At 54.7% G+C, this 26448-nt stretch carries 23 protein-coding genes and 1 tRNA gene; 9 read left to right on the top strand and 15 right to left on the bottom strand.

Annotated features, from left to right (window positions below; genetic code table 11):
* Positions 1-12 precede the first annotated feature (12 nt).
* A complete protein-coding gene (gene yafC, locus Electrica_RS20495; RefSeq protein WP_141965288.1) occupies positions 13-915 on the bottom strand; it encodes a DNA-binding transcriptional regulator YafC in 903 nt (300 codons plus the stop codon).
* Between the two features lie 104 nt (positions 916-1019).
* Between yafC and Electrica_RS20490 the strand changes: the two genes are divergently transcribed.
* The 3 genes from Electrica_RS20490 to Electrica_RS20480 all read left to right on the top strand — a co-directional run bounded on the left by Electrica_RS20490 (position 1020) and on the right by Electrica_RS20480 (position 3963).
* Positions 1020-2207 carry an MFS transporter gene (locus Electrica_RS20490; protein ID WP_141965287.1) on the top strand — a complete coding sequence of 396 codons (1188 nt, stop codon included), beginning with the start codon at positions 1020-1022 and terminating at the stop codon, positions 2205-2207.
* 103 nt (positions 2208-2310) lie between these two features.
* Positions 2311-3108, top strand: coding sequence for an endonuclease/exonuclease/phosphatase family protein (locus Electrica_RS20485; protein WP_100686630.1), 798 nt, complete (start codon positions 2311-2313; stop codon positions 3106-3108).
* Between the two features lie 84 nt (positions 3109-3192).
* Positions 3193-3963: a class I SAM-dependent methyltransferase gene (locus Electrica_RS20480; RefSeq protein ID WP_141965286.1), complete on the top strand. Its 771-nt coding sequence runs from the start codon at positions 3193-3195 to the stop codon at positions 3961-3963.
* 63 nt (positions 3964-4026) lie between these two features.
* Here Electrica_RS20480 and mltD read toward each other — a convergent pair whose 3' ends face one another.
* A complete protein-coding gene (gene mltD / locus Electrica_RS20475) occupies positions 4027-5394 on the bottom strand; it encodes a murein transglycosylase D (RefSeq protein WP_131050787.1) in 1368 nt (455 codons plus the stop codon).
* 71 nt (positions 5395-5465) lie between these two features.
* Entirely contained in the window at positions 5466-6221 is a 756-nt protein-coding gene (gloB, locus tag Electrica_RS20470; RefSeq protein WP_131050788.1) for a hydroxyacylglutathione hydrolase, read from the bottom strand.
* A 33-nt stretch (positions 6222-6254) separates the two neighbouring features.
* On the opposite strand from gloB, the gene Electrica_RS20465 reads away from it, so the two are divergent.
* Positions 6255-6962, top strand: a complete 708-nt coding sequence (locus tag Electrica_RS20465; RefSeq protein WP_100686629.1) for a class I SAM-dependent methyltransferase — start codon at positions 6255-6257, stop codon at positions 6960-6962.
* Here Electrica_RS20465 and rnhA read toward each other — a convergent pair.
* On the bottom strand, positions 6959-7426 hold the full coding sequence (gene rnhA / locus Electrica_RS20460; RefSeq protein ID WP_131050789.1) for a ribonuclease HI: 468 nt from the start codon (positions 7424-7426) through the stop codon (positions 6959-6961). The two genes, Electrica_RS20465 and rnhA, sit on opposite strands and share 4 nt — an antisense overlap.
* A gap of 64 nt (positions 7427-7490) precedes the next feature.
* On the opposite strand from rnhA, the gene dnaQ reads away from it, so the two are divergent.
* Positions 7491-8222: a DNA polymerase III subunit epsilon gene (gene dnaQ, locus Electrica_RS20455; protein WP_047665456.1), complete on the top strand. Its 732-nt coding sequence runs from the start codon at positions 7491-7493 to the stop codon at positions 8220-8222.
* A gap of 132 nt (positions 8223-8354) precedes the next feature.
* A tRNA-Asp gene (locus tag Electrica_RS20450) sits at positions 8355-8431 on the top strand.
* Positions 8432-8446: 15 nt separating this feature from the next.
* Here the strand turns inward: Electrica_RS20450 and Electrica_RS29150 are convergent.
* The 10 genes from Electrica_RS29150 to fadE all read right to left on the bottom strand — a co-directional run bounded on the left by Electrica_RS29150 (position 8447) and on the right by fadE (position 22283).
* Positions 8447-8581: a hypothetical protein gene (locus tag Electrica_RS29150; protein WP_255493266.1), complete on the bottom strand. Its 135-nt coding sequence runs from the start codon at positions 8579-8581 to the stop codon at positions 8447-8449.
* A gap of 69 nt (positions 8582-8650) precedes the next feature.
* Positions 8651-9289 carry a formate dehydrogenase cytochrome b556 subunit gene (gene fdoI, locus Electrica_RS20445; RefSeq protein ID WP_141965285.1) on the bottom strand — a complete coding sequence of 213 codons (639 nt, stop codon included), beginning with the start codon at positions 9287-9289 and terminating at the stop codon, positions 8651-8653.
* Positions 9286-10188, bottom strand: a complete 903-nt coding sequence (fdxH, locus tag Electrica_RS20440; protein ID WP_131050830.1) for a formate dehydrogenase subunit beta — start codon at positions 10186-10188, stop codon at positions 9286-9288. The genes fdoI and fdxH overlap by 4 nt, the downstream gene beginning before the upstream one ends.
* Positions 10189-10200: 12 nt before the next feature.
* The gene (gene fdnG, locus Electrica_RS20435; protein ID WP_141965284.1) at positions 10201-13251 is read right to left on the bottom strand and encodes a formate dehydrogenase-N subunit alpha; all 3051 of its coding nucleotides are present in this window, start codon (positions 13249-13251) and stop codon (positions 10201-10203) included.
* A 198-nt stretch (positions 13252-13449) separates the two neighbouring features.
* The gene (locus Electrica_RS20430) at positions 13450-14220 is read right to left on the bottom strand and encodes an amidohydrolase (protein WP_141965283.1); all 771 of its coding nucleotides are present in this window, start codon (positions 14218-14220) and stop codon (positions 13450-13452) included.
* 271 nt (positions 14221-14491) lie between these two features.
* Complete coding sequence (locus Electrica_RS20425) at positions 14492-15841, bottom strand: GntP family permease (protein WP_100684762.1); 1350 nt, start codon at positions 15839-15841, stop codon at positions 14492-14494.
* A 43-nt stretch (positions 15842-15884) separates the two neighbouring features.
* Positions 15885-17852, bottom strand: coding sequence for a YjhG/YagF family D-xylonate dehydratase (locus Electrica_RS20420; RefSeq protein ID WP_141965282.1), 1968 nt, complete (start codon positions 17850-17852; stop codon positions 15885-15887).
* A gap of 11 nt (positions 17853-17863) precedes the next feature.
* The gene (locus Electrica_RS20415) at positions 17864-18769 is read right to left on the bottom strand and encodes a dihydrodipicolinate synthase family protein (RefSeq protein WP_141965281.1); all 906 of its coding nucleotides are present in this window, start codon (positions 18767-18769) and stop codon (positions 17864-17866) included.
* A gap of 4 nt (positions 18770-18773) precedes the next feature.
* Entirely contained in the window at positions 18774-19562 is a 789-nt protein-coding gene (locus Electrica_RS20410) for an IclR family transcriptional regulator (protein ID WP_131050418.1), read from the bottom strand.
* A 276-nt stretch (positions 19563-19838) separates the two neighbouring features.
* Positions 19839-22283, bottom strand: a complete 2445-nt coding sequence (gene fadE, locus Electrica_RS20405; RefSeq protein WP_141965280.1) for an acyl-CoA dehydrogenase FadE — start codon at positions 22281-22283, stop codon at positions 19839-19841.
* A 238-nt stretch (positions 22284-22521) separates the two neighbouring features.
* On the opposite strand from fadE, the gene lpcA reads away from it, so the two are divergent.
* Together lpcA and Electrica_RS20395 are read left to right on the top strand one after the other, a co-directional pair.
* On the top strand, positions 22522-23103 hold the full coding sequence (lpcA, locus tag Electrica_RS20400) for a D-sedoheptulose 7-phosphate isomerase (protein ID WP_004099149.1): 582 nt from the start codon (positions 22522-22524) through the stop codon (positions 23101-23103).
* A gap of 108 nt (positions 23104-23211) precedes the next feature.
* A complete protein-coding gene (locus Electrica_RS20395) occupies positions 23212-23979 on the top strand; it encodes a class II glutamine amidotransferase (protein ID WP_100684757.1) in 768 nt (255 codons plus the stop codon).
* Here Electrica_RS20395 and dpaA read toward each other — a convergent pair.
* Positions 23950-24690, bottom strand: coding sequence for a peptidoglycan meso-diaminopimelic acid protein amidase (dpaA, locus tag Electrica_RS20390; RefSeq protein WP_131050416.1), 741 nt, complete (start codon positions 24688-24690; stop codon positions 23950-23952). The genes Electrica_RS20395 and dpaA overlap by 30 nt on opposite strands.
* A 413-nt stretch (positions 24691-25103) precedes the next feature.
* Here dpaA and Electrica_RS20385 point away from each other — a divergent pair, with 413 nt between their 5' ends.
* Positions 25104-26447 (top strand): Na(+)-translocating NADH-quinone reductase subunit A, encoded by a 1344-nt coding sequence (locus Electrica_RS20385; protein ID WP_141965279.1) that lies wholly within the window; start codon positions 25104-25106, stop codon positions 26445-26447.
* Position 26448 lies beyond the last annotated feature (1 nt).

Raw genomic sequence — 26448 nt, 5'->3', positions numbered from 1 at the left:
TTATTTAACCCTCTACAGCTCCTTCGGGAGCTGTTTTACATGCTCGCTGAGAAAATCAATAAACGCCCTGATCCGGGTGCTGACCGCTCTGTCGCTGTAGTAAACGGCGCTAAACGGCATCTCTACCGGCAGTCGCTTGTCGGCAAGAAGCTCGACAAACTCCCCGCTCGCAATCTCCTGATTCACCATATAATCCGATAAACAGGCGATGCCGTTACCGGCAAGGCACAGCTGTTTTATGGTTTCCCCACTATTTGAGGATATCTCGCAGCTGACTTCCAGCAACTGACCATCGCAGCAGGAGACGGGCCAGCTATTCAACGAGACCGGCTCGGTAAAGCCCAGGCACAGGTGATCTTTCAGGTCAGCGACATTTTTCGGCGTACCGCGGCGAGCGAGGTAGTCCGGGGAGGCGATAATTTTGCGGTAGCTGTTAAAAAGCGGCCGGGCGCGAAGGCTCGAATCCGTTAACGTACCGGCACGGATCGCGACGTCGACTTTACGCTCAATCAGATTGATAAAGGTTTCTGATGACACCAGGGACAGGGTCATTTCTGGATAACGCTCGCGGAAAGGTTTCACCAGCGGCATCAGAAAATGCAGCATCACCGGCGTGGCGGCATCAACGCGCAACAATCCCCTCGGCGTCGTTCGTGTCTCCAGAAGCTCATTCTCCGCCGCCGCCATTTCCTGCAGAACGACCTGCATGCGACGAAAATAGCGCTCTCCTTCTTCGGTCAGGTTGAGCTGACGGGTCGTACGGTTCAGCAGGCTGACACCAAGTTTTGATTCCAGCTTTTTTACCGCCCGGCTGACGGCGGAATTAGCCTGCCCCAGCTGTTCGGCCGCCCGGCTAAAGCTTCCGCTTTCGACGACAGCGACAAAGATGGCTATCTCTTCTGAAGTGGCTTTCATTATTGCACCTGTAGCAAAATTCTATTAAGACTTTGATGGTTTTTGTTATTTAAACACCGCTTCATACTACGTGTCATCTTAATCCTGATGATACGGAGTAAATTATGCCACTGGCGCTACTTGCCTTAACGATCGGTGCCTTTGCTATTGGTACCACGGAATTTGTGATTGTGGGGCTGGTCCCCGCGATTGCTGAACAACTGGCGATCTCGTTGCCTTCTGCCGGTCTGCTGGTTTCTATCTACGCACTGGGGGTTGCCGTCGGGGCGCCGGTACTGACCGCATTGACCGGGCGTATGCCGCGTAAACAGCTGCTTCTGGCGCTAATGGTACTCTTTACCGCTGGTAATCTGTTGGCCTGGCAGGCTCCCGGTTATGCGACGCTGATCTTTGCACGTCTGCTGACCGGGCTGGCGCACGGTGTGTTCTTCTCGATTGGCTCAACCATCGCGACGAGTCTGGTACCGAAAGAGAAAGCCGCTTCGGCGATCGCCATTATGTTTGGCGGCTTAACGGTCGCCCTGGTGACCGGTGTGCCAATCGGGACCTTTATCGGTCAGCATTTTGGCTGGCGAGAAACCTTTCTCGCCGTCTCGATCCTCGGCGTCATTGCACTGGTGAGCAGTCTGATTCTGGTACCGAACAACATCCCAGCCCGCGCCAGCGCTAGTTTTCGTGATCAAGTAAAAGTACTCACCCACCCGCGCCTGTTGATGATTTATGCTATTACCGCATTGGGATATGGCGGCGTCTTCACCGCATTTACTTTCCTGGCTCCCATGATGCAGGAGCTGGCCGGTTTTAGCCCATCAACGGTGAGCTGGATTCTGTTGGGCTATGGGATCTCGGTCGCCGTTGGCAATGTCTGGGGCGGAAAACTGGCCGATAAACATGGGGCCGTTGCGGCACTGAAGTTTATCTTTGCCGCGTTGGTCGCCCTGCTGCTGGTATTCCAGTTTACTGCCAGCATCCAGTATGCGGCGCTGGCAACGGTGCTGGTAATGGGGATTTTTGCCTTCGGTAACGTGCCGGGGCTGCAGGTTTATGTCGTGCAAAAAGCCGAGCAGTATACGCCGGGTGCGGTTGACGTGGCCTCCGGCCTGAATATCGCCGCGTTCAACGTTGGCATTGCGTTAGGTTCAGTTATCGGTGGGCAAACGGTGGAACGCTATGGGCTGGCCGAGACGCCGTGGACAGGGGCCGTCATTGTCTTCGCCGCGCTGCTGCTGATTGTGCGTAGCGGTCGTCTGGATAAGTACCAACCGGCAAAGACGGTGAATGTCGAAGGATAAAGGTTTCTCGCGAATTGCATTGAAAGTACCGGTGAAAATCCCTATAACAGAAGAACCAGCCGCAGTCAGGCTGGTTTCCTGTTATCGAGGTTTGATGCCCAAATTGCGAAAGAATACTTATGCTATGCGCTACATCGCCGGACAGCCCGCGGAGAGAATTTTGCCTCCGGGGTCGTTCGCAAGCGTGAGCCAGGCATTTGCGGCCGGCGTGCCATTAAGCACAGATGAAAAGATCCGTGTCCTGGTGTGGAATATCTTTAAGCAGCAGCGCGCTGAGTGGAAGTCAGTTCTCAAGAGCTTCGGTAAAGATGCCCACCTTGTGCTGTTACAGGAAGCGCAAACTACCCCTGAAATGGTCCGATTTGCGACGACTAACTACCTGGCCGCCGATCAGGTCCCGGCCCTGGTGTTGCCGCAGCACCCCTCTGGCGTCATGACGCTGGCTTCGGCACATCCGGTATACTGCTGCCCGCTGCGCGAGCGTGAGCCGATTCTGCGGCTGGCAAAATCCGCATTAGTGACCGTGTACCCGCTGCCGGATACGCGTTTACTGATGGTTGTGAATATTCACGCCGTTAATTTCAGCCTCGGTGTTGATGTCTACAGCAAGCAGCTGCTGCCAATTGGCGATCAAATTGCCCATCACAGTGGACCGGTGATTATGGCCGGTGACTTCAATGCCTGGAGCCGTTCACGAATGAATGCGCTCTATCACTTTGCGCGAGAAATGTCGCTGCGCGAAGTTCGTTTCCCTGACGATCAGCGCCGCCGCGCGTTTGGTCGCCCGCTTGATTTTGTGTTCTATCGGGGGTTAAGCGTCCACGATGCTTCCGTACTGGTGACGAGCGCCTCTGACCACAACCCGCTACTAGTCGAATTCAGTCCCGGCAAGCCTGATTAATAAAGGTATGTCAGGCCTGCCATGGGGCGGGCCTGTGCAAGCATGGTGCCGCCTTTATTCTTCAAACCGCCAAAGGACAACACAATGACAACACGCTCTCATCATGACAACGTCGAAAAACAGTTTGGCTCACAGGCAAGCGCCTACCTGACCAGCGCCGTTCACGCATCCGGACGCGATCTGCAGCGCCTTGCCGAACGCCTGGCTGATTTCCCCCATGCACATGTTCTGGATATGGGGTGTGGCGCCGGACATGCCAGCTTTGCGGCGGCGGGACAGGTGGCACAGGTTACGGCGTATGATTTATCCAGTCAGATGCTGGAGGTTGTTGCCCAGGCCTCGCGCGATAAAGGCATATCGAATATTGCCACTCAGCAGGGGTATGCTGAATCGCTGCCGTTTGCGGATGCCAGCTTTGATGTGGTGATAAGCCGCTATTCTGCCCATCACTGGCATGATGTCGGCCAGGCGCTGCGTGAGGTTAAGCGCGTCCTGAAGCCGGGCGGAGTGATGATGATTATGGATGTGATGTCGCCCGGACACCCCGTGCGCGATATCTGGCTGCAAACCGTTGAAGCGCTGCGCGATACGTCTCATGTACGTAACTACTCAAGCGGAGAATGGCTGGCGTTAGCGAATGAGGCCGGGCTGGCCATCAATCAGCTGTTGACCGACCGTTTGCCGCTGGAATTTGCCTCATGGGTAGCCCGTATGCGCACGCCCGCGCCGCTGGTGGAGGCCATCCGTTTATATCAGGAGAGCGCATCCGCAGAGGTCAAAGCCTATTTCGCTTTGCAGCAGGACGGCTCATTTACCAGCGATACGATTATGTTTGAAGCGCATAAAGCGCTTTAAAACAGCAAGCGCTTTAAAATAAAAAGGCACCGGGATCCGGTGCCTTTTCTACTAAGAGATGTATCAGGAGTCTGGTCTGCTGCTGTTCTTCACGTACAGCGTCAGCTGATCGCCAGGCCTCAGGTCATCAGTACCGCTATTCCAGCGCATCACATCACGTGTATTCACGCCGTGACGTTTGGCGATGCTCGACAACGAATCGCCTTTACGCACGCGATAGGTAATGCTATCGCTGTTGTTGGCAAGACGCTGGGCGCTGCTACCGGCGCCAATCACCAGGTTCTGACCCACTTTCAGCCCAGACCCGCGCAGGTTATTCCACTGCTGCAGATCTTTCGTCGATACGCCAAGACGCGATGCAATCCCGGAAACCGTATCGCCCGAACGCACCTGGTAGCTACGGCTGGTCAACGGCGTGTTGTCCGCCAGCTGCGTAGGTTGCACGGCGGCAATATCGCCAGAGGCCAGTGATTCACGCAGCTGAACAGCGTGCTTCTGTGGCACCATCACGTACTGTGGCCCGTTTGCACCGAGGGTTGAGCCCTTGACGCCAGCGTTGAAGGTTTTCAACTTGCCGACGGGCATGCCTGCCATATCTGCAAGCTGGCTAATCTCAACCGGACTGTCGAGGCGAACACGCGCCAGCGCACGGCTTTCGTCTGCCGTTGGCAGCTTCACGCCATAACGTTTGCTGTTTTTGAGAATATCACTCAACGCCAGCATTTTCGGCACATACACCTTGGTTTCCCGCGGTAATGGAAGTGACCAGAAATCGGTGGATTTACCACGCGAACGGTTCGCTTTCATTGCCTTCAGCACCCGGCCTTCGCCGCTGTTGTACGCCGCGACCGTTAACAACCAGTCGCCGTCGAACATCTTGTTCAGACGCTGCATCATATCCAGCGCCGCCGTTGTAGAGGCGACGACGTCACGACGCGCATCGTAGCTGCGGGTCTGTTTCAAACCATAATTGCGCCCGGTGCTCGGAATGATCTGCCAGATGCCTGCGGCATTGGCGCCAGACGTTGCGTGCGGGTCAAAAGCGCTCTCCACTATGGGTAGTAATACCAGTTCCATTGGCATGTTACGTTTCTTAACTTGCCCGGCTATCCAGTACATATACGGCTCTGCCCGTAAAGTTACATCGTGGAGATAGCTCTTATTACTTAAATATTTCTGTTTTTGTTCGCGAATCCGGGGATTTTCCGGTATTCCCATCTTTAGCTCGTCGCCTATGGAAGTCCACAGATCCTGGTCTTGCGCGTAGAAGGTTCCATCATCTAACCAGCGCGCTTGACTTGTGAACTTACCTGCTTCCCCTTGACCAGCTGCAGAAAGGCTCTGTGCGTGCTGTTGGACGTTGCCATCGTTTTTCGACGACTGGCACCCCACCAGCAAGACAGAGGCGAGTAAAATCGCTCGTGCCTTCATGTGTGTGTCAATAGTTGCTTAAAAGACGAGCAAGAATAACGGTGAAGGCGGCGAATGACAAGAATTAAATGTCAGAAGTCATCTTTCTTTGACCTTAACCAAGCAAATCTCTGTGCAGAGTGTTGCAAATTTGTTTCTTTGGATATTTCTTTAATTAAATCATTATCATCCGTGCGTAAAAAAATATTTATACGTCGCTCATTTTTCAGAGTTACGGGGAGTGTCATTTGTTTTTTTGCACGTAACTCATTAACTTTACGGTAGTAATCATTTATATCCCTGTCATGAGGAAGGATACTCAATGCAAACTTCATATTTGCTAAAGTATACTCATGTGCGCAACAAATCAGGGTATCCTCGGGAAGGGCGTTTATTTTCCTAAATGATTGATACATCTGCTCTGCTGTTCCTTCGAAAAGCCTTCCGCAGCCGCCGGAAAACATTGTATCGCCACAAAAAAGATAAGGTTCGCTATAGAAACAGATGTGTCCTAAAGTGTGACCGGGCGTAGAAAAAATAGAAAATTCGTGACCCAAAATCGTCACCCGATCGCCGTCGGCCACAAGGTGAGTGGTGCCTTTATCCTGGGTTTCTGCCGGTCCGTAAACGACAAGAGCCGGGAATTTATCACGCAGTTGTTTTACGCCGCCAACATGATCGTGGTGGTGGTGGGTCAGTAAAATGGCTTCTGGTTGCCAGTGATTGGTTTCGATGGCGGCCAGTAGCGGTGCAGCTTCGCCGGGATCGACGATAAGGCAACGGCCGTTCTCCTCACTAAGAACCCAGATGTAGTTGTCCTGAAATGCGGGAATGCTGATAAGATTCATAAATTACCTCTCAAAGCGTAGCGGAAGGTTGCGATGAAGCCGGCAAGGATACCTCAGTCAATCACAGCGCCCGAGCACTGGTCCAGTATGCCCTGGGGCGAATACTATCGTGAATCGCTGGAACGGCAGATGAAACCGTGGCTGGCTAAATTATATGGCTTTCATTTGCTTAAAATTGGCAATCTGAGCGCGGAAATCAATACCGAAGCTTGTGCCATCTCCCATCAGGTGAATGTGTCTTTGCAAGGCAACCCGATGCAGGTTAAAGCCGATCCGCTGCATCTTCCTTTTGCCGAAAAGTCGGTTGATGCTTGCCTGCTGGCGCATACTTTGCCGTGGTGCGGCGATCCGCATCGTTTGCTGCGTGAAGCCGACCGGGTATTAATAGATGACGGCTGGATGATTTTGACCGGGTTTAACCCCGTCAGCCTGATGGGCCTGCGTAAGCTGGTGCCGGTATTGCGTAAGACGACGCCCTACAACAGCCGGATGTTTACGCTGATGCGCCAGCTGGACTGGCTGGCGTTGTTGAATTTTGAGGTGTTGCATTATGGTCGCTATCAGGTGCTGCCGTGGTCCAGACATGGCGGCAAACTGCTCAGCGCTCATCTGCCGGCGCTGGGCTGTTTGCAGCTGATTGTTGCCCGGAAGCGGACGATTCCGCTGACGCTAAATCCGATGAAATCAGGAAAAGCCAAAACGCAGCTGCGTCAGACGGTTGGCGCCACGCGACAGAGTTAGCTTTCTGGCTGGTAGCCGGTATCGCTCTGCGTCGGGTTGGAGGCGGCCGCGCGTGCCAGCTCATCGCAGCGTTCATTTTCCGGGTGGCCGGCGTGGCCTTTGACCCATTCCCATTTGATTTGATGCTGGCCGAGCGCCGCATCCAGGCGCTGCCAGAGATCGACGTTTTTGACCGGTTTTTTGTCAGCGGTTTTCCAGCCGCGTTTTTTCCAGTTATGGATCCACTGGGTGATCCCCTGGCGCACATACTGGCTGTCGGTGCTGAGGATCACTTCGCACTGCTCTTTCAGCGCTTCGAGGGCGACGATTGCCGCCATCATCTCCATCCGGTTATTAGTGGTGAGGTGATAGCCCTGACTAAAGATTTTTTCTTTTCCGCGATAGCGTAAAATCGCCCCATAACCACCGGGCCCGGGATTGCCCAGGCATGAACCATCGGTGAAAATTTCTACCTGTTTAAGCATCTCTGGTAGACTTCCTGTAATTGAAATCGATAGATAAACGGCAAGTCTGACATAAATGGCTGATATGAGCACTGCAATTACACGACAGATTGTTCTCGATACGGAAACCACCGGTATGAACCAGATCGGTGCGCACTACGAAGGACATAAGATCATCGAGATCGGTGCGGTAGAGGTGATAAACCGCCGCCTCACCGGGAACAACTTCCATGTTTATCTGAAACCGGACCGGCTGGTGGACCCGGAAGCGTTCGGCGTTCACGGGATCGCCGATGAATTCCTGATGGATAAACCGGTGTTTGCGGATGTGGCCGACGAGTTTATGGACTATATCCGCGGCGCGGAGCTGGTCATTCATAATGCCTCGTTTGATATCGGCTTTATGGATTATGAATTCAGCAAGCTGAATCGCGGCATTGCGAAAACCAATACCTTCTGCAAAGTCACCGATAGCCTCGCGCTGGCGCGGAAAATGTTCCCCGGTAAGCGTAATAGCCTGGATGCGCTGTGCTCGCGTTATGAAATAGACAACAGTAAGCGAACGCTGCACGGGGCATTGCTCGATGCCCAGATTCTGGCCGATGTCTATCTGATGATGACCGGTGGTCAGACGACGATGGCATTTTCAATGGAAGGTGAGGGGCAACAGCAGGCCGGAGAAATGGGAATACAGCGGGTTGTTCGCGCAGCCAGCAAATTACGCGTGGTTTATGCAACTGATGAAGAGATAGTGAGCCACGAATCCCGACTCGATCTGGTGCAAAAGAAGGGCGGAAGCTGCCTGTGGCGCGCCTGAACCATCGGGATATGCTGTAAAAATCACCTGGCGGGCGATTTTTACAGCAAACGATTCAAAACTGAAGAAAAAGCGTTGACGGCGTTATGGGGAATCCGTAATATTCGCCTCGTTCCCAAGGGAACAGTAAGTGGAGCGGTAGTTCAGTCGGTTAGAATACCTGCCTGTCACGCAGGGGGTCGCGGGTTCGAGTCCCGTCCGTTCCGCCACTATTCAGGCCCATGTTATTCATTAACGTGGGCCTTTTTTATATCTGCAGTTTTACTGCCCGCTATTGCCGCCTGACTTGCGCGATGATGACCCATTTTATTGATGTCTGCGCCCAGGTCATCGCCAGGTAAAATAGCGCGTAACAGCATCGCTGTTTCTGTTACGCGCGGTCACTACGCTGACACCCGTCAGTCAGAAAAGCTCTCGTACTGACTTTATCAATCTTTGCTGGTCGAAGGCTGTTTCTCTTTCACTTCGCGATACCAACGCGGGTGATGTTTCTTCGCCCATGTTTTGCTAACCCAGCCCTCCACCATCGCGGTAATGGTGCCTTTCACCCACAGGGCGGCGTAAATATGCACCATAATAACCACAATCAGGGCAACGGCGACAAATGAATGCAGCATCAGCGCGAAGCGGATCACCGGGATTGAGAACGCCGGCGCAAAATACGGACGCCAGATGATCACGCCACTCGCCAGCAGCAGCACCAGCAAGATAATCGCCGCCCAGAATACGCACTTCTGGCCGAAGTTATAGCGCCCGGTGTCACCCACTTCCTCGTTGACGACGATCTTACGAATATTCTTCGCCCAGAAGATATCATCCCGGTTGATGAGGTTATGGTGCCAGTAGCGGAAAAACATGATGATGAACGACGCGAACATGATAACGCCGACAAACGGGTGCAGTATACGCGCCAGCTGCGGTGTCCCCATGATCTGCATCAGCCAGTTGAAGGACGGAAAGAAAAAGCCCAGTCCGCTCACCGCCGCCAGCACGAAGCAGAAGGCGGTGACCCAGTGGTTGATGCGTTCCGGCGCCGTGTAGCGCACGATGGTGTCACGTCTTTTCATTTGCGCACCTCGTCATTCTCTTCATGCAGGTTGTCCTCTTCCTCTTCCGCACGGTTCGGACCGACCCCGACATAGTGGAAGACGCTGGCGGCGAAAGTCGCGGCGAATCCTACCGCCGCGAGCGGTTTCCAGATACCTTTCCAGAACTTCACGGTGGCGCTGATTTCCGGGTTCTCCGGCAGGCCGTGATACAGATTCGGTTTGTCGGCGTGGTGCAGCACGTACATCACGTGCGTGCCGCCGACGCCGGCCGGATCGTACAGGCCCGCGTTGTCGTAACCACGGGTTTTCAGTTCAGCGACGCGCTCGCCTGCCAGCGTTTTCATATCCTCTTTGGAGCCAAAGTGGATAGCGCCGGTCGGGCAGGTTTTCACACAGGCAGGCTCCTGACCCACGGTGACGCGGTCGACGCACAGCGTACATTTGTAGACGCGGTTGTCTTCCGGGTTCAGGCGCGGCACATTGAACGGGCAGCCGGCGATACAGTAGCCGCAGCCGATGCACTGCTCGGACTGAAAATCCACGATACCATTGGCATACTGAATGATAGCCCCTTCCGACGGGCAGGCCTTCAGGCAGCCGGGGTCGGCGCAGTGCATGCAGCCATCCTTACGGATAAGCCACTCCAGTTTGTCGTTCTGCTCCACTTCGGAGAAGCGCATCACCGTCCAGGATTTGGCGGTCAGATCCGCGGGGTTGTCGTACACCCCGACGTTGTGACCGACTTCATCGCGGATATCGTTCCATTCTGAACAGGCGACCTGACAGGCTTTACAGCCAATACAGGTGGTGACGTCGATAAGCTTCGCGACTTCCTGCTGGTGGTCCCGCGCCTGAGGCGCGGGAGTGAAACCGTTAGTCGCGGAACGACGAATAATGTCTTGCGATTGATAAGCCATAAGTCGTCTCCGTTACACCTTTTCCACGTTCACAAGGAAAGCTTTGTATTCCGGAGTTTGCGAATTCGCATCGCCCACTGAAGGCGTCAGCGTGTTCGCCAGGAACCCTTTCCGGGTCGCCCCCTCAAAACCCCAGTGACAGGGAATGCCGATCGTATTGACCGTACGCCCATCGATGGTCAGCGTTTGCAGACGTTTCGTCACCACCGCTTTGGCCTTGATAAAACCGCGTTTCGAGACGATTTTGACTATGTCGCCGCTCAAAATACCTTTCTCTTTAGCCAGATTTTCGCCGATTTCAATAAACTGCTCCGGCTGGGCGATGGCGTTCAGACGCGCATGCTTGGTCCAGTGACGGAACAGTTCGGTGATCGAATAGGTGGTCGCTACATACGGGAACTCATCCGCATGACCCATATTCGCCAGATCATCGCTAAAGATCCGCGCCACCGGGCTGGAGACTACCTTCGGGTGGAGAGGGTTAGTACCAATCGGCGACTCTATTGGCTCATAGTGCTCAGGGAAGGGGCCATCGTTCATTTTGTTCAGGGAGAACAAACGGCCCACCCCTTCAGGGTTCATGATAAACGGCCCGACGTTGCTGTCCGGTGCCGCCAGGCTATAGTCGGCGACATCCATTCCCGCCCAGCGTTTACCGTCCCAGTGCAGCAGCGCGCGCTGCGGATCCCAAGGCTTACCCGCCGGATCGGCGGATGCGCGGTTATACAGGATGCGGCGGTTAGCCGGCCAGGACCAGGCCCAGCCGGGCGTACAGCCCAGCCCGTAAGGATCGCTATTATCACGATTCGCCATCTGGTTGCCCTGTTCAGTCCAGCAGCCGCAATAGACCCAGCAGTAGCTGCTGGTGGAACCATCATCCTTCAATTGCGCAAAGCTGCTGAGCTGCTGGCCTTTTTTGACGATAACCTGGCCCTGGTCATCAACAATATCGCGCAGCGCTTTACCATTGGCCTCACGGGCCACCTCTTCCGGCTGCGGGTCAAGGGGATCGTGATAATCCCACGACATATTCAGCACCGGCGCCGGGTTGGCGCCGCCTTCCTGCCGATAAAGATCGCGCAGGCGCATAAACAGGCGGCCGAGAATTTTGCCGTCGTGGAGCGCTTCGCCCGGCGGTTCGGCCGCCGCCCAGTGCCACTGCAGCCAGCGGCCCGAGTTGGCAATCGAGCCGTTCTCTTCGGCGAAACAGGAGGATGGCAGACGGAAGACTTCGGTCTGGATATCTTCAGGACGAACGTCGTTCATCTCACCGTGGTTCTGCCAGAAGTTCGACGACTCTGTCACCAGCGGGTCAATCACCACCAGGTACTTGAGCTTTGCCAACGCGCGGGAAGATTTGTTCTTATCAGGAAACGCCGCCAGTGGGTTAAAGCCCTGGACAATATAACCATTGATTTTTCCCTGCGTCATCAGCTCGGCCTGAGTCATCACATCGTATAGCCGGTCCCATTTCGGCAGCCAGTCATAGCCCCAGTTGTTCTCCGCTGTTGCCGAATCGCCCCAGAAACTCTTCATCATGCTGACGAAAAATTTCGGCGTATTTTGCCAGTAGTTAACTTCACCCGCGCCTAAGGCCGCAGGGGTGATTTGCGCAATATAGGTTTGATAATCCGGCTGTTTTTCCGATGGTAACGGCATATACCCCGGCAGATTGGTGGAGAGTAGCCCCAGGTCGGTATAGCCCTGAATATTGGAGTGCCCGCGCAGCGCGTTAATCCCGCCGCCGGCCATGCCGATATTGCCCAGCAGCAGTTGCAGCATCGCCGCGGCACGGATGGTTTGCGCGCCCGCCGTATGGTGGGTCCAGCCGAGGGCATATAAGATAGTGGCGGTGCGATTCGCCACGCTGGTGCTGGCCAGAAGCTGACAAATGCGCAGGAAATCGTCGATCGACGTTCCGCATAGGCGGTTGACCATTTCCGGGGTGTAGCGCTCGACATGCTGCCGCATTAGATTCCAGACGCAGCGCGGGTGGCGATAGGTTTCATCGCGCATGGCGAAACCGTTCTCATCCAGCTCGTAGTTCCAGCTGGTTTTATCGTACTGCCGTTGTTCAGGATCAAAACCGCTGAACAGCCCGGCATCGAAAGCATAATCTTCGCGCACGATCATGCTGGCGTTGGTGTAGTGGCGCACGTACTCATGCTGCACCCGATCGTGCGCGATCAGATAGCGAATGACGCCAAGCAGGAAGGCGCTGTCGGAACCGGCGCGGATCGGCGCGTACAGATCGGCTACCGCCGCGCTGCGGTTAAAACGCGGATCCACGACGATGACCGTCGCATTATTTTTAATTTTGGCTTCGATAACCCATTTAAAGCCAACCGGATGTGCTTCCGCCGCGTTGCCGCCCATAATCAGCACAACGTTGGCGTTTTTGATATCCACCCAGTTGTTGGTCATCGCCCCACGGCCAAAGGTCGGCGCCAGCGCCGAGACCGTCGGGCCATGGCAAAGACGCGCCTGGCAGTCAATCGACACCATCCCCAAGGCGCGGGTAAATTTGCCGTCGAGGATCCCGGTCTCATTACTCGCCGCCGAAGAGCACAGCATGCCGGTGGTCAACCAACGGTTCACGGTGACGCCCTGGGCATTCTTTTCGATAAAGTAGGCATCGCGGTCGTCCTTCATTAACCTCGCGATGCGATTAATCGCCTCATCCCAGCTGATGCGCGTCCATTTATCCGCCCCCGGAGCCCGATATTCCGGATAGCGCAAACGGCTGTCGCTATGGATATAGTCCAGCACTCCGGCACCTTTCGGGCACAAAGAACCGCGGCTCACCGGATGATCGGGATCGCCTTCAATGTGGTAAATACTTTCACGTACGTTCTTCGCGTTATCCCCGAGGCTATACATGATGATGCCGCAACCCACCGAGCAGTAGGTGCAGTTATTACGGGTTTCTTTGGATTTTAATAGCTTATATTGACGCGTCTCGGCGTTAGCGGAAAACGCAGGAAGAAAACCAAGCGATGCTACGGTTGTCCCTGCCATCCCACCCACGCAGATGCGAAAGAACTGCCTGCGACTGAGCTCCATTGTATCTCCAGCTTAAACTTAAGACAGGAAAGGGTGCAGCGATTATAAGGTTATTTTGCAGGGCTGCGCCAGAAAACCGGCGTATTAATGCTGTGACCGCAAGCACAGCTAAGCTCATCCGGGGCCATTTGCGGTGGCGGCGTTTTCAAAAACGAAAGGGAAACGCTTTTCCCCTCGATGACGAGGGGGAGAGGGAAATTAATCCAGGCTAAACGGATCGGCATCCTGCCAGGCGGGGAATTTTTCGCGATACTCGTTGAGCGCGGTGAGCGACAGTTCCGCATCGAGGCGCGTGGCCTGGTGAGGTTCTGCCGTTGCCAGAATTTCACCCTGCGGGCTGATAATGCGACTGTCTCCCCGGTAGTGGTGGCCATTTCCATCGGTACCGACCCGATTGCAGCCGGCGACGTAAGCCTGGTTTTCAATGGCCCTGGCGACCAGCAGCGACTGCCAGTGCAGCGAACGCGGCGCCGGCCAGTTGGCCACGTACAGCGCTAAATCGTAGTCGTTATGGTTGCGTGACCAGACCGGGAAGCGCAGGTCGTAGCAAACCAGCGGCAGGATCCGCCAGCCGCGCCACTCGAAAATGACCCGCTGGTTGCCCGCCGTATAATGATGATGCTCTTCGGCCATCCGGAACAGGTGCCGCTTATCATAAAAATGGGTTTTCCCGCCTGGCTCTACCAGCAGGAAGCGGTTAACCGGGCCGCGCTCGGTTTGCAGCGCAGCGCTCCCCGCAATCAGGGCATTGGTCTGCAGCGCTTTCGCCAGCATCCAGTCAATGACCTCTTCCTGCGGTAGCGACTGTTTCGCGGCTTCCATAGCGAAGCCGGTGGTAAACATTTCCGGCAAAACAATCAGATCGCGCCCGCTGACACCTTCCAGCTGGCGATCGAAATGGCGCAGGTTGGCGGGACCGTCCATCCACACCAGCGGTTGTTGCAATAGCGTAATTTTCAGGCCTGGCACAGTGGTGAACTCCATTATCATTAGGCGGTTATAGTTACTTTAACACCATATCAGTCTCTGGATAGTCAGCGGAATATTTTGTTAAAGAAATGCTAATTCTGGAAACGATTTGTGTGGGGAAGGTGTTGCCAGAGGCAAAGGGGGAGGCAAGCCGCAAAGACGGGTTGGCGCGGATTGACTCACGCGGCTTTTTTAGTTCTACGATGGTGCCCCGTAAACCCGGGCCCGCGAGGGGAGTTTAAGGGGCACTGCGTGAGGCATGGCGCGTGGCTTAAAGCGCCATGCTGGCCAACAGAATGAAGATCAGGCCGCAAAGAGATAGCATTGTTGACATTAACGTCCAGGACAGTAAGGTTTCCTTGATAGTCAGGCCGAAGAAATCCTTTATCATCCAGAAGCTTGCATCATTGACATGCGAGCAAATGCAGGAGCCTGCGCCCGTCGCCAGAGTAATCAAGGCCAGGTTTGTATTTGGGTGTGCAGACAGCAAAGGGATCACCAGGCCGGCGGTGGAGATAGCGGCAACCGTTGCGGAGCCGAGACAAATCCGCAGAAAGGCCGCCACTCCCCACGCCATCAGAATGGGGTTGATATCCGTGCCTGCCACCAGCGTCGAAATATACTGGCCGACGCCAGAATCAATCAGCACCTGTTTGAATGCGCCGCCGCCGCCGATAATCAATAACAGACCGGCAATACCCGCAATCGCTTTCCCGCAGGAGTCCATCAGTTCCGGAATCGTTTTGCCTCTCCCGAGCCCCATGGCCCAAATGGCGAACAGCAGCGAAATCAGCATCGCGATCGTCGAGTTTCCTAAAAACAGGAATACGGAATAGAGCATACCGGGGTCGCCTGCGTCTTTTGGCCGGACCATTTGCATAATGGTGACCAGCGCCATCAGGATAACTGGCAGCATGGCAGTCAGAAAACTTATCCCAAACCCCGGCATTTCGCTTTCGCTAAAACTCTTTGTTGCCCCAAGGGACGCAATATTGCCTTCTTTGGCAAAGGCCTCCGGGATCAGCCGTTGGCATACTTTATTCAGCAGTGGGCCACAGAGAATAAAGGTTGGAATGCCTACGATGATGCCATAAATCAGCACGACACCAACATCTGCGCCATATTCTCTGGCGATGACGGTAGGGCCGGGATGAGGCGGCAGAAAACCGTGCGCCACTAACAAACCCGACAGCATTGGTACGCACATATACATCGGTGATATTTTGGCTTCCCTGGCGATGGCGAATAAAATCGGTACCAGCAGGATTAAACCAACTTCGAAAAATAGCGCAATACCGACAATAAATGCCGAAGTCACTACCGCCCAGTCCAGTCTTTTGACACCAAAATAGTTTAGCATGGTCAACGCAATACGTTGCGCGCCGCCGGCATCGGATAATAATCGTCCGAGCATTACGCCAAAACCGAATATCAAGCCGATATGACCCAGCGTGCCGCCTAGTCCGGATTCGACAGACACGACGACCTTATTCAGGTCCATGCCGCTGGCAATAGCTACGGCCAATGAAACAATAATTAATGAAACAAAAGTATTGAGTTTTATTTTTATGGTTAAAAGCAGGAGTACAGCGATACCTGCCACAACAATTAATAGTGGCATAACGTCCTCTCATTAATAATATTAAATAGTTTTAATTATTCCTTCAGGATTTTTTCATATGCTGATGCAGTGCTGCGCTGATTTTATGAACGTCGTAGATGCAGCCACGCCAGGTTCCGCCGCTTACTGCCTGGAGCATCGCCCAGAGTTGGGTATCATCTGGTAAATCAGGATCGGGCATTAAATCAGGATGGCTGCTTCTGCCATTTAATATAATAGTCGCCTCCTCTCGTGAGGGGAGAGTCTGAGCGTTAGCGAGACCCAGAAAATTGACCTCTCCCTGGAGTTGTTTGCAGTCGATTTTAATTTCGATGAGATCCCCGCTGCGTAATTTCCCGATGGCGCCGCCGGCCAGTGCTTCCGGCCCAACGTGGCCAATACAGGCGCCGGTGGAAACACCAGAGAATCGGGCGTCGGTAATAAGAGAAACATGTTTCCCATAGGATAAATGCTTCAACGCGCTGGTCACCTGATAAGTTTCCTCCATCCCGGTGCCGGACGGCCCTGCGCCGATAATAACCAGAATATCGCCCGCTTTAATTTTGTCGTGTTTGATATCATAAATGGCGGTTTTCTCCGAGAGGTACACCTTCGCCACGCCCTGATGATAATAAATACCCTCTTCATTAATGACCGAGGGATCGATGGCCGTGGATTTTATGACCGAGCCCTCCGGAGCGATATTTCCGACCGGGAAGGTCATCGTGGAGGTTAACCCGCGTTTTTGCGCCTGTTGCGCAGACATGATGACCTCCTGGGGATCAACCTGCTCCTGGCTGAGCAGCAGGTTTTTAAATATCTGCCGACGTTCGGAGCGCTGCCACCAGTCGAGATTTTCCCCTAGCGTACTGCCCGTTACGGTCATGACATCCTCATGCAGAAGACCCAACTGGCGCAGATGCAGCATCACTTCAGGTACGCCGCCAGCCATAAAGGCCCGTACGGTTGGGTGATAAACCGGGCCATTGGGCAGTACGCTGACCAGGCGCGGCACCTGTTTATTTATGCGTATCCAGTCCTCCACCGTCGGAATATGGCAGCCCGCCTGATGGGCAATCGCCGGAATGTGCAGCAGGAGATTGGTGGAGCCGCCGAATGCCGCGTGGACCATCATGGCGTTTTCAATCGCGCGATCGGTGAGGATATCCTTCGTCGTGATGCCCTTCTGGCTCAGCAGCAGCGCGGCCCGCGCTGATGCCCTGGCGATCTCCGTCCAGACCGGTTCACCTGAAGGCGCCAGCGCAGAATGAGGAATCGCGAGGCCGAGGCCTTCAGCGACGACCTGCGAGGTGCCTGCGGTTCCGAGGAACTGGCAGCCGCCACCCGACGACGCGCAGGCCTGGCAGCCCGCCCGACGAGCGTCCTGCAGCGATAATTCGCCGTTGGCAAAACGCGCGCCGATAGTCTGCACCTTGCCGTTATCTTCGCCATGTAAAGCCGGCAGCGTGGCCCCGCCGGGGATCAATACCGTCGCTTTATCATGCTGCGATGCCAGCGCCATCATGGTCGCGGGCAGCCCTTTATCGCAGGTTGCCACGCCAATCACCGCTTTGGCTCCCGGCAGGGAACGGATCAGGCGGCGCATCACCATAGAGGCATCATTGCGATAAGGTAATGAATCGAACATGCCGGTGGTACCCTGCGTGCGTCCGTCACAGGGATCGGAGACATACACTGCATAAGGCAGGGCGTGATGGTTTTTGATGACCTCCGCTGCCGCTTTCATCTGGATGTCCAGCTCGTAATGTCCCTGATGAAGCGCCAGCGCGACGGGTTTGCCGTCCTGCCCGCGCAGCCCCCCCAGCGTGCTAAGCAGCAGGATACCCTCCTGATTCAATTCATCCGGCGACCAGCCCATCCCGGCATTCATGGTCATGCCAAAAATATCGCCGCTAGGGCGATTGATTAGCATATCCCCGGTCAGCGGCAGTTCGCCCTGCGGACCCGGCGCGTGGGTTCTGACGCGGTAGATGTCCGGGTTATCACCAGCAAAAATATCGTCAATAGACATCGAATGCCTCCTCATGATGTTAAAATGCCCTGCGCGGCCAGCAGCTCGCGAACCCGTGCTTTCGCCTCTTCCGACGCCTCCAGAATCGGCGGCAGGCAATAGGTATTCACCCGCAGCCCCACACACTGCATGGCATATTTGATCAGGGAGACAAACGGTGTTTCCAGCGAGTAGATAGCCGGTAGCTGCAGCAATTTTTTATTCAGCGTCGCCGCGGTCGCGAGATCGCCATCTTGCCAGGCGCGAAAAATGCCGACAGACAGTTCCGGCGCGAAGTTTGCGCTGGCGGTAATGGCGCCATCCCCGCCCAGCAGCAGGTTATTGAGTAAATGGTCGTCGAAGCCGCAGAACACGGAGAAATCGGGGCGCACGGCTTTGATGGTGTTAATCATCGCCCGCAGGTGGCCGACGCTGTCGATTGTGTCTTTAATCCCGACGATATTTTCATTTTGCAGCGCCAGCCGTTTGACGATATCGGGGGTGAGATCCTGGCCGGTGAGGTCCGGGAAGTTATAAACGATAGCTGGCAGGCGGACGCTGCTGGCGATGCGGTGGTAATAGTCTTCAAGATTGCTGGCGGCAACTTTCCAGTAATAGGGGTTAATAATCACGATGCCGTCCGCACCGCTGGTTTCGGCGTGTTTTGCCAGTTCGACCGCTTCGTCAGTGGAGGGGGAGCCTACGCCAATTAATACCGGAACGCGCCCGCCAACCGCCGCGATTGCTGCCTCGGCGAAGTCCATCCTTTTTCCGGCGTTCATCTGACTGAATTCACCGCCGGTTCCCAGATAAAACAAGCCGTCGACGCCTTTCTTAATAAGAAAATCGGCGACGTCTGCTAAGGCTATTTTATCAATGTTACCGTTGTCATCGAACGTCGTGGAGACCGGTGGAATAATTCCCCTGAATTTTTTCATTAGATCAATTTCCTTTTCTTAAATATTCATTTTCGTTTCTATAACCCAGACCATGCGAGATCTGATCGGCGCATTGCCTGAGCAATTCGAGATAGCCATCGATCTTCTTTCCCGAATAAACGATTGGGTCACCCGATAATGAAATGGCATAATTCACGCGATGATACATATCGAAAACCGGCATGCTCAGGCATACGGCCCCGTTGGTCGATTCTTCATTATCTATCGCCCATCCTCTGAGACGCGTTTTCTGTAGCTCTTCACGAAATAACTTTTTATCAGTGAAGGTATTGTTAGTGTGCTTTTTCAGAATTAAAGCATCGAGAAAATAATCCATCTCTTCTCGCGGCTTCCAGGCCAGCAGCGCCTTACCAAGCGCGGTAATATGTAATTCTAGCTTTTTACCGATCCAGCTTTTTTTCGTCGGTACGGAATCCGGGCTCTCGACTTTATCCAGGTAAATGGCGGAGTAACTCTCCATAGCCCCTAAATGGCAGACCAGTCCGCTTTTCAATGAAAGCTCCTGCATCGGGCGCTTGGTTACCTCGAATATGTTTTTCCTGTGCAGCGACTGGCACCCAAGTTCGTAATTTTTTATGCCGAGCGAGTATTGATTACGCTCACTTTTTATTAAAAATCCGCAGTCGACCATGGCATTTAATAAATTCAGTAGGCTACTTTTCGGGTACTGGAATTCTTTTAGCAGCTCCATAAAACTGGCCGCCCCGACATAAGCAATATGGGTCAGAATTTTTTCTGCCCGGATTAATGAATTACATCCCTTACCGCCCATAACGGCCCCCGTTTCTTGTTGGTATAAAGCCTATCGACTCTGGAAAGCGGAAAATACGCCTTGTTCAGCAGGCTGAACCGAGTTGCAGGAGGGAAACGTGATCTACGTAGGTATTTTTATTATTGCGCGGGAATCTGCTGCGCGTGGCGCTGGCCGATTGGCCGCCTGTCGCGCGAGTGCGGGAAATGATTTTTTGCGTAACCGGAGGGCAAAGCAGGGTAAAAAAAAGAGGCGGAGGAAAGCCCCGCCCCGAGCGTGATGTGATTAATTTATTATTCAGGCCGCTTCAATCTTGCGGACTTTCTCCGGTAGCTTTACCGGCTTCGTCGCCAGCTCATCGGCTGCGAAATCATCAACGTTAATGCTGCGCAGACGGCTGGTTTCCGCACGGGTCAGAATATCGGCTTCATCCTGATTGATTAAACCTTTCGCCAGCGCGTTACGGGCCAGTTCATCCAGACGGGTAAACGGCAGGTTTTTGCCCAGCTCTTTGCAGATACGCTGATGAATCGGATCGGCGGCCATGACCTCGATCAGCGCCTCTTCCAGCAAACCGACCGGGTTATGTTCACTCGGGGTCAGGTACTGACCGCGGCCGATACGTGAACGCGTCGCGCTAGGGACCTGCAGGATTTTCGCCACTTTATGATCCAGCTTATCGGACGGCGCGTCGTAGTGACGGCCGGTCGGGAAGATGGCAACGCTCAGGACGCCTGCGACAAAGCGGTTCGGGAAGTTTTTCAGCAGGTCGTCGATGGCCTGTTCTGCCTGATATAACGCATCCTGAACGCCCCAATGGACCAGCGGGAGGTCGGCTTCATTGCGCCCTTCATCGTCATAGCGTTTCAGCACCGCAGAGGCGAGATAGAGCTGGCTCAGGACATCGCCGAGACGCGCCGAGATACGCTCGCGACGCTTCAGGCTACCGCCCAGCACCGCCATGGAGACGTCGGAAAGCAGCGCCAGGTTCGCGCTCAGGCGGTTCATATGCTGGTAGTAACGGCGGGTCGCGTCTTGGGTCGGCGTGCTGCTTGTCAGCCCGCGGGTCAGGCCCAGCCAGAAACTGCGGACTTTGTTACTGCCGACGTGACCGATGTGCTTAAACAGCAGTTTGTCGAAAGCGTTAACATCGTTATTTTGCGCGGCAGCCATTTCATCCAGTACATACGGATGACAGCGAATCGCCCCTTGACCGAAGATCATCATGCTACGGGTCAGGATATTAGCTCCTTCCACGGTGATGGCAATGGGCGCGCCCTGGTAGGCACGGGCGAGGAAGTTACCTGCGCCCAGCATGATGCCTTTCCCGCCGGTGATATCCATGGCGTCAATAATTGAGCGCTGGCCGCGATGGGTGCAGTGGTACTTGACGATGGCCGACAGCACCGCCGGCTTCTCTCCCAGCATAATGCCGTAGGTAATCAGCGAGGCGGCGGCATCCATCACGTATGCGTTACCGGCAATACGCGCCAGAGGCTCTTCGATGCCTTCCATTTTACCGATGGAGATTTTGAACTGGCGACGAATATGGGCATAGGCGCCGGTCGCCATCGCCACGGATTTCAGTCCGCCGGTGGCGTTAGACGGCAGGGTGATGCCGCGTCCCACGGACAGGCATTCCACCAGCATCCGCCAGCCCTGACCGGCCATCGTTGGGCCGCCGATGATGTAGTCGATAGGGACAAAGATATCTTTACCCTGGGTCGGACCATTCTGGAACGGCACGTTCAGTGGGAAGTGGCGGCGGCCAATTTCAACGCCAGGAGTCGAGGTTGGGATCAGCGCACAGGTGATACCCAGCTCCTCTTCTCCCCCCAGCAGACGGTCAGGATCGGAGAGTTTAAAGGCCAGACCCAATACGGTCGCGATAGGCGCGAGAGTGATATAACGTTTGTTCCAGGTCAGGCGCATGCCCAGTACCTGCTCGCCTTGCCATTCGCCCATGCAGACGACGCCGCTATCCGGGATAGCGCCGGCGTCGGAGCCTGCTTCCGGGCTGGTCAGCGCAAAACACGGTATTTCCTGACCCCGCGCCAGGCGCGGCAGATAGTGGTTTTTCTGCTCTTCAGTACCGTAATGCTGCAACAGTTCGCCCGGGCCTAAGGAGTTCGGCACGCCGACGGTAATCGCCAGGATCCCGGAAACGCCGGAGAGCTTTTGCAGCACCCGTGACTGGGCGTAAGCGGAGAATTCCAGGCCGCCGTACTCTTTCTTAATGATCATCGCAAAGAAACGATGCTCTTTCAGAAAGGCCCACAGCGCTGGCGGCAGATCGGCCATTTCATGGGTAATTTCAAAATCGTTCGCCATGCGGCAGGCTTCTTCTACCGGGCCGTCGATAAACGCCTGTTCTTCGGCAGTCAGGCGCGGCTGCGGATAGTTGTGCAGTTTCTGCCAGTCCGGCGTCCCGCGAAACAGGTCGCCTTCCCACCAGGTCGTGCCCGCGTCGATGGCCTCTTTTTCGGTACGCGACATCGGCGGCATCACCTTACGGAAGGCGCGGAAGGCCGGTGCCGAGAAAATGGACTTGCGCATCGGCGCAAAGTTGAACGGCAGCAGAATAATCGCCAGCGGCAGCAGCAGCCAGATATTCCACAGCCCGGCAACGCTGAGCGCTGCGGTCCAGACGAGCAAAATCACACTGCTCAGCAGGAGACTAATTCGGTGATAGAAGAGTGCGCCGAGTAAAACAACGGTTGCAACAATACTCAAAATCATCATAGAGAAATGCTCCCTGTCTTGTAGGAGGTCTGACCACTTGTGATGATATGGTTGTAGTGGATGTTATTGTCTTTAGCAATGTGTTTACAAAATAATTACAACCTTGCTCACATTGTTGTATGTAAATGCGGCACGTAAAATCAAAACCCCGGCGGATTACGTCGGCTGCTGCTTCTCGCTTCGGCGCCTATCCGGTACACTGCCAGGGTTATTCCAACCATACTGAAGGATTATCCTCATGTACCAGGATCTTATTCGTAACGAACTGAACGAAGCGGCGGAAACGCTGGCTAACTTTCTGCAGGACGAAGCCAATATTCACGCGATTCAGCGTGCCGCGGTGCTGCTGGCTGATAGCTTTAAGGCCGGTGGTAAAGTCCTCTCCTGCGGTAACGGTGGTTCCCACTGCGATGCGATGCACTTTGCTGAAGAACTGACCGGGCGCTATCGTGAGAATCGCCCTGGCTACCCGGCGATTGCGATTTCTGACGTTAGCCACCTGTCCTGCGTCAGTAACGATTTTGGCTATGAGTACGTCTTCTCCCGCTACGTCGAGTCCGTGGGTCGCGCCGGCGATGTGCTGCTGGGGATCTCCACTTCCGGCAACTCCGGCAACGTGATTAAGGCGATTGAGGCTGCCCGCGCGCAGGGGATGAAGGTCATCACCCTGACCGGTAAAGACGGCGGTAAAATGGCGGGTTCCGCCGATGTTGAGATTCGCGTACCGCATTTTGGTTATGCCGATCGTATTCAGGAAATTCACATTAAAGTGATTCATATTCTGATTATGCTGATCGAAAAAGAGATGGTTAAGGCCTGATGACATGGTGTCGGGTGGCACGGTGCGTGCCCGACCAGCGGGCTGAGTTGTAGGCCGGGTAAGCTGCGAGCCCACCCGGCACTGCCTGAAAGTGCGAAGAGGTGATGTATGTGCGAATTGCTCGGGATGAGCGCGAATGTGCCAACCGATATTTGTTTTAGCTTTACCGGGTTGGTCCAGCGCGGTGGAGGCACCGGCCCGCATAAAGATGGCTGGGGTATTACCTTTTATGAAGGTAAAGGCTGCCGCACATTTAAGGATCCGCAGCCCAGCTTCCAGTCGCCGATTGCGAAACTGGTCCAGGACTATCCCATCAAATCGTGCTCGGTCATCGCCCATATTCGCCAGGCTAACCGCGGTATCGTTGCGCTGGAAAACACCCACCCCTTTACCCGCGAGCTGTGGGGACGCAACTGGACCTATGCGCATAACGGCCAGCTAGAGGACTATGAGTCCCTGGATACGGGCAATCTCCAGCCGATCGGCGAAACCGACAGCGAAAAAGCTTTCTGTTGGCTGCTGCACTGCCTGACCGAGCGCTATTGCGGGAGTCCAGATGATATGGTTGAGGTGTTCCGCTTTATCGCTACCCTGGCGGGTTCGCTGCGGGAAAAAGGCGTCTTCAATATGCTGTTGTCGGACGGACGTTACGTGATGGCGTTTTGCTCGACCAATCTGCACTGGATAACGCGGCGGGCGCCGTTTGGCGTGGCAACGCTACTGGATCAGGACGTAGAAATCGATTTTCAACGGGAGACCACACCCAACGATGTGGTCACCGTTATCGCCACTCAGCCGCTGACCAGCAACGAGACCTGGCATAAAATCATGCCAGGCGAGTGGGCGTTATTTTGCCTCGGGGACCGTGTAGTTTGACGCCAGCTGTGGCTGGATAACTTCATGGCTAAGCGGTTTGCTGACGATATAGCGGCCATCGGCCACTGAGATAACCGGTGGCTTGTGGGTTTGCTGGAAATAGTCGTAGCCTGGCTTCAGCTGTTTCCAGAAATCCGCATAGTAGGAGTATTTGTGGCGCTCCATATTGGCGTTGGTCATGCGGAAAGGATAAATGCTGACCTGCACGCTGGACTGGCCGAACACTAACGCGCCGGTTACAAACTGGAAAATCTCATCAATGCCGGTATCGGTCATCGCGTAGCAGCCGATGGAGACGCAGGCACCGTGAATCATCAGGTACTTACCCTCATAGCCGTGGGCGCGATCGTAGGCGTTCGGGAAGCCGATATTAATGGCTTTATAGAAACGGCTGTCAGGCTTGAGCTGACTGCGCGCCACGGAATAGAACCCTTCCGGGCTTTTGAAGTCGCCCTGACGCTGCTTCGGCCCCAGACCGCCGGAATAGTTACAGATCCGGTAGCTGTCGAGTAGCTGGTAGGTTTCGCCCATTTTGACGTAGAGATCGAGCGTGCGCTCTTCTTTGAAGATCTCAATGTAAACCGGGGAACCCATTAATTGTTGCTTATATTCTTTGCTAACCGGCGTCATCGAGCCGCCATTGCTGAGTAACCCAGCAAATGAAACGCACGGCAACAGAAGCATCGCAATAAATAATGCGATTTTGCGCATACTGCTTATTCCTTGATAAATCAAAAACCACATTGCCAGGACGGCAAGAGATACCCGAAATCAGACTTTTCTGGATTTAGAGCGCTCACATTAGCATCACGGCAGTTTTTCGCAAGCGCCGCCGCGCCGCGTTTACAATTTAGTTGTCCTTTATAGCGAATCTGGCCGCAAAGCGCAGTCAGAACTTTGCGCAACAGGTCTCATTTTACAGCTTGTTAGTCGTGGTTTATCTACAGCCTTCGCTCACAAAATGTTACACTTACGTTGATTAACGATCAGGGTAAGAAAGGATGCTTCTCTCCCGTCTTGCGCGTCACCAGGACCGCGATTTTCCTTTTTTCTCTGGTTTCCCATCCATGTTGCTGGCCTCGCTCTGATGGCGGGGGTTTAGATTACGGATACCTGCTAACAATATGATTAAAATCACAAAAGGGCTTAATTTGCCCATAGCTGGCATGCCATCACAGCAGATTACTTCGAAAGTTGCGGTTAAACGCGTCGCGCTGTTGGGCGAAGAGTACGTCGGTATGCGCCCTTCCATGATGGTTCGCGAAGGTGAGCGGGTACAAAAAGGACAAACTCTGTTCGAAGACAAAAAGAACCCCGGCGTTTGCTTTACCGCACCTGCGGCTGGGGTGATTGGTGCCATCCATCGCGGCGAACGTCGGGTTCTGCAATCCATTGTTATCGATGTCGACGGCGATGAGGCGGTCTCTTTTTCCCGCTATGCGCCAGGCGACCTGGCGGGATTATCGCGGGAAACCGTGCAGCAGCAGTTGCTGATGTCCGGCCAATGGACGGCATTTCGCACCCGTCCGTTCAGTAAAACACCGGCACCGGGCAGCGTACCGGCGGCGATTTTCGTGACCGCTATCGATACCAACCCGCTGGCGGCAGATCCGCAACCGATTATTCTGGCCCGACGTGAGGCCTTTGACGCGGGGCTCACCGTGCTCACCAGCCTGACGGATGGCAAAGTGCATGTCTGTCAGGCCAGCGGCGGCAAGCTTGGCGGCCATCCGTCAGGGAAGGTGACATTTAACCAGTTTGCCGGGCCGTATCCGGCCGGGCTGGCAGGCACCCATATCCATTTCCTTGAGCCCGTCAGCCTGAACAAACAGGTCTGGCATCTTAACTATCAAGATGTTATCGCCATTGGCCGGCTGTTTCTCGACGGGGAACTTTACAGCGAACGGGTGATTGCGCTCGGGGGCCCGCAGGTTAAAGAGCCGCGGCTGATCGAGACCTGCTGCGGCGCCAGTCTTGATGAACTGCTGGCCGGTGAGCTGCTGGACGGTGAAAGCCGGGTGATTTCCGGCTCGGTGCTGAGCGGCATCCACGCCCAGGGGCCGTATGCGTTCCTTGGCCGCTATCACCTGCAGGTGAGCGTGGTGAAGGAAGGGCGCGAGAAGGAGCTGTTTGGCTGGGCGATGCCGGGGAAAGACAAGTTTTCGATTACCCGCACCACGCTCGGACATTTTCTCAAACACAAACTGTTCAATTTCTCAACGGATACCCACGGCGGCGAGCGGGCGATGGTGCCTATCGGCAACTACGAACGCGTGATGCCGCTGGATATTCTGCCGACGCATCTGCTGCGAGACTTGCTGGTGGGAGACAGCGACAGCGCGCAGGCGCTGGGCTGCCTGGAGCTGGATGAAGAGGATTTAGCGCTCTGCACCTACGTCTGCCCGGCAAAATATGAATACGGCCCGCTGCTGCGTGACGTCTTAACCCGCATTGAGCAGGAAGGATAAG

The organism is Klebsiella electrica (assembly GCF_006711645.1).
In the GTDB taxonomy this organism is placed as follows: Bacteria; Pseudomonadota; Gammaproteobacteria; order Enterobacterales; family Enterobacteriaceae; genus Klebsiella; species Klebsiella electrica.
Note: the sequence above shows the minus strand (reverse complement) of the source record. Positions and strands in the feature narration are given on the sequence as shown.

Coding starts and splice junctions, on each gene's coding strand:
- yafC (WP_141965288.1), bottom strand. CDS start 915: ATGAAAGCCACTTCAGAAGAGATAGCCATCTTTGTCGCTGTCGTCGAA.
- Electrica_RS20490 (WP_141965287.1), top strand. CDS start 1,020: ATGCCACTGGCGCTACTTGCCTTAACGATCGGTGCCTTTGCTATTGGT.
- Electrica_RS20480 (WP_141965286.1), top strand. CDS start 3,193: ATGACAACACGCTCTCATCATGACAACGTCGAAAAACAGTTTGGCTCA.
- mltD (WP_131050787.1), bottom strand. CDS start 5,394: ATGAAGGCACGAGCGATTTTACTCGCCTCTGTCTTGCTGGTGGGGTGC.
- gloB (WP_131050788.1), bottom strand. CDS start 6,221: ATGAATCTTATCAGCATTCCCGCATTTCAGGACAACTACATCTGGGTT.
- Electrica_RS20465 (WP_100686629.1), top strand. CDS start 6,255: ATGAAGCCGGCAAGGATACCTCAGTCAATCACAGCGCCCGAGCACTGG.
- rnhA (WP_131050789.1), bottom strand. CDS start 7,426: ATGCTTAAACAGGTAGAAATTTTCACCGATGGTTCATGCCTGGGCAAT.
- dnaQ (WP_047665456.1), top strand. CDS start 7,491: ATGAGCACTGCAATTACACGACAGATTGTTCTCGATACGGAAACCACC.
- Electrica_RS29150 (WP_255493266.1), bottom strand. CDS start 8,581: ATGCTGTTACGCGCTATTTTACCTGGCGATGACCTGGGCGCAGACATC.
- fdoI (WP_141965285.1), bottom strand. CDS start 9,289: ATGAAAAGACGTGACACCATCGTGCGCTACACGGCGCCGGAACGCATC.
- fdxH (WP_131050830.1), bottom strand. CDS start 10,188: ATGGCTTATCAATCGCAAGACATTATTCGTCGTTCCGCGACTAACGGT.
- fdnG (WP_141965284.1), bottom strand. CDS start 13,251: ATGGAGCTCAGTCGCAGGCAGTTCTTTCGCATCTGCGTGGGTGGGATG.
- Electrica_RS20425 (WP_100684762.1), bottom strand. CDS start 15,841: ATGCCACTATTAATTGTTGTGGCAGGTATCGCTGTACTCCTGCTTTTA.
- Electrica_RS20420 (WP_141965282.1), bottom strand. CDS start 17,852: ATGTCTATTGACGATATTTTTGCTGGTGATAACCCGGACATCTACCGC.
- Electrica_RS20415 (WP_141965281.1), bottom strand. CDS start 18,769: ATGAAAAAATTCAGGGGAATTATTCCACCGGTCTCCACGACGTTCGAT.
- Electrica_RS20410 (WP_131050418.1), bottom strand. CDS start 19,562: ATGGGCGGTAAGGGATGTAATTCATTAATCCGGGCAGAAAAAATTCTG.
- fadE (WP_141965280.1), bottom strand. CDS start 22,283: ATGATGATTTTGAGTATTGTTGCAACCGTTGTTTTACTCGGCGCACTC.
- lpcA (WP_004099149.1), top strand. CDS start 22,522: ATGTACCAGGATCTTATTCGTAACGAACTGAACGAAGCGGCGGAAACG.
- Electrica_RS20395 (WP_100684757.1), top strand. CDS start 23,212: ATGTGCGAATTGCTCGGGATGAGCGCGAATGTGCCAACCGATATTTGT.
- dpaA (WP_131050416.1), bottom strand. CDS start 24,690: ATGCGCAAAATCGCATTATTTATTGCGATGCTTCTGTTGCCGTGCGTT.
- Electrica_RS20385 (WP_141965279.1), top strand. CDS start 25,104: ATGATTAAAATCACAAAAGGGCTTAATTTGCCCATAGCTGGCATGCCA.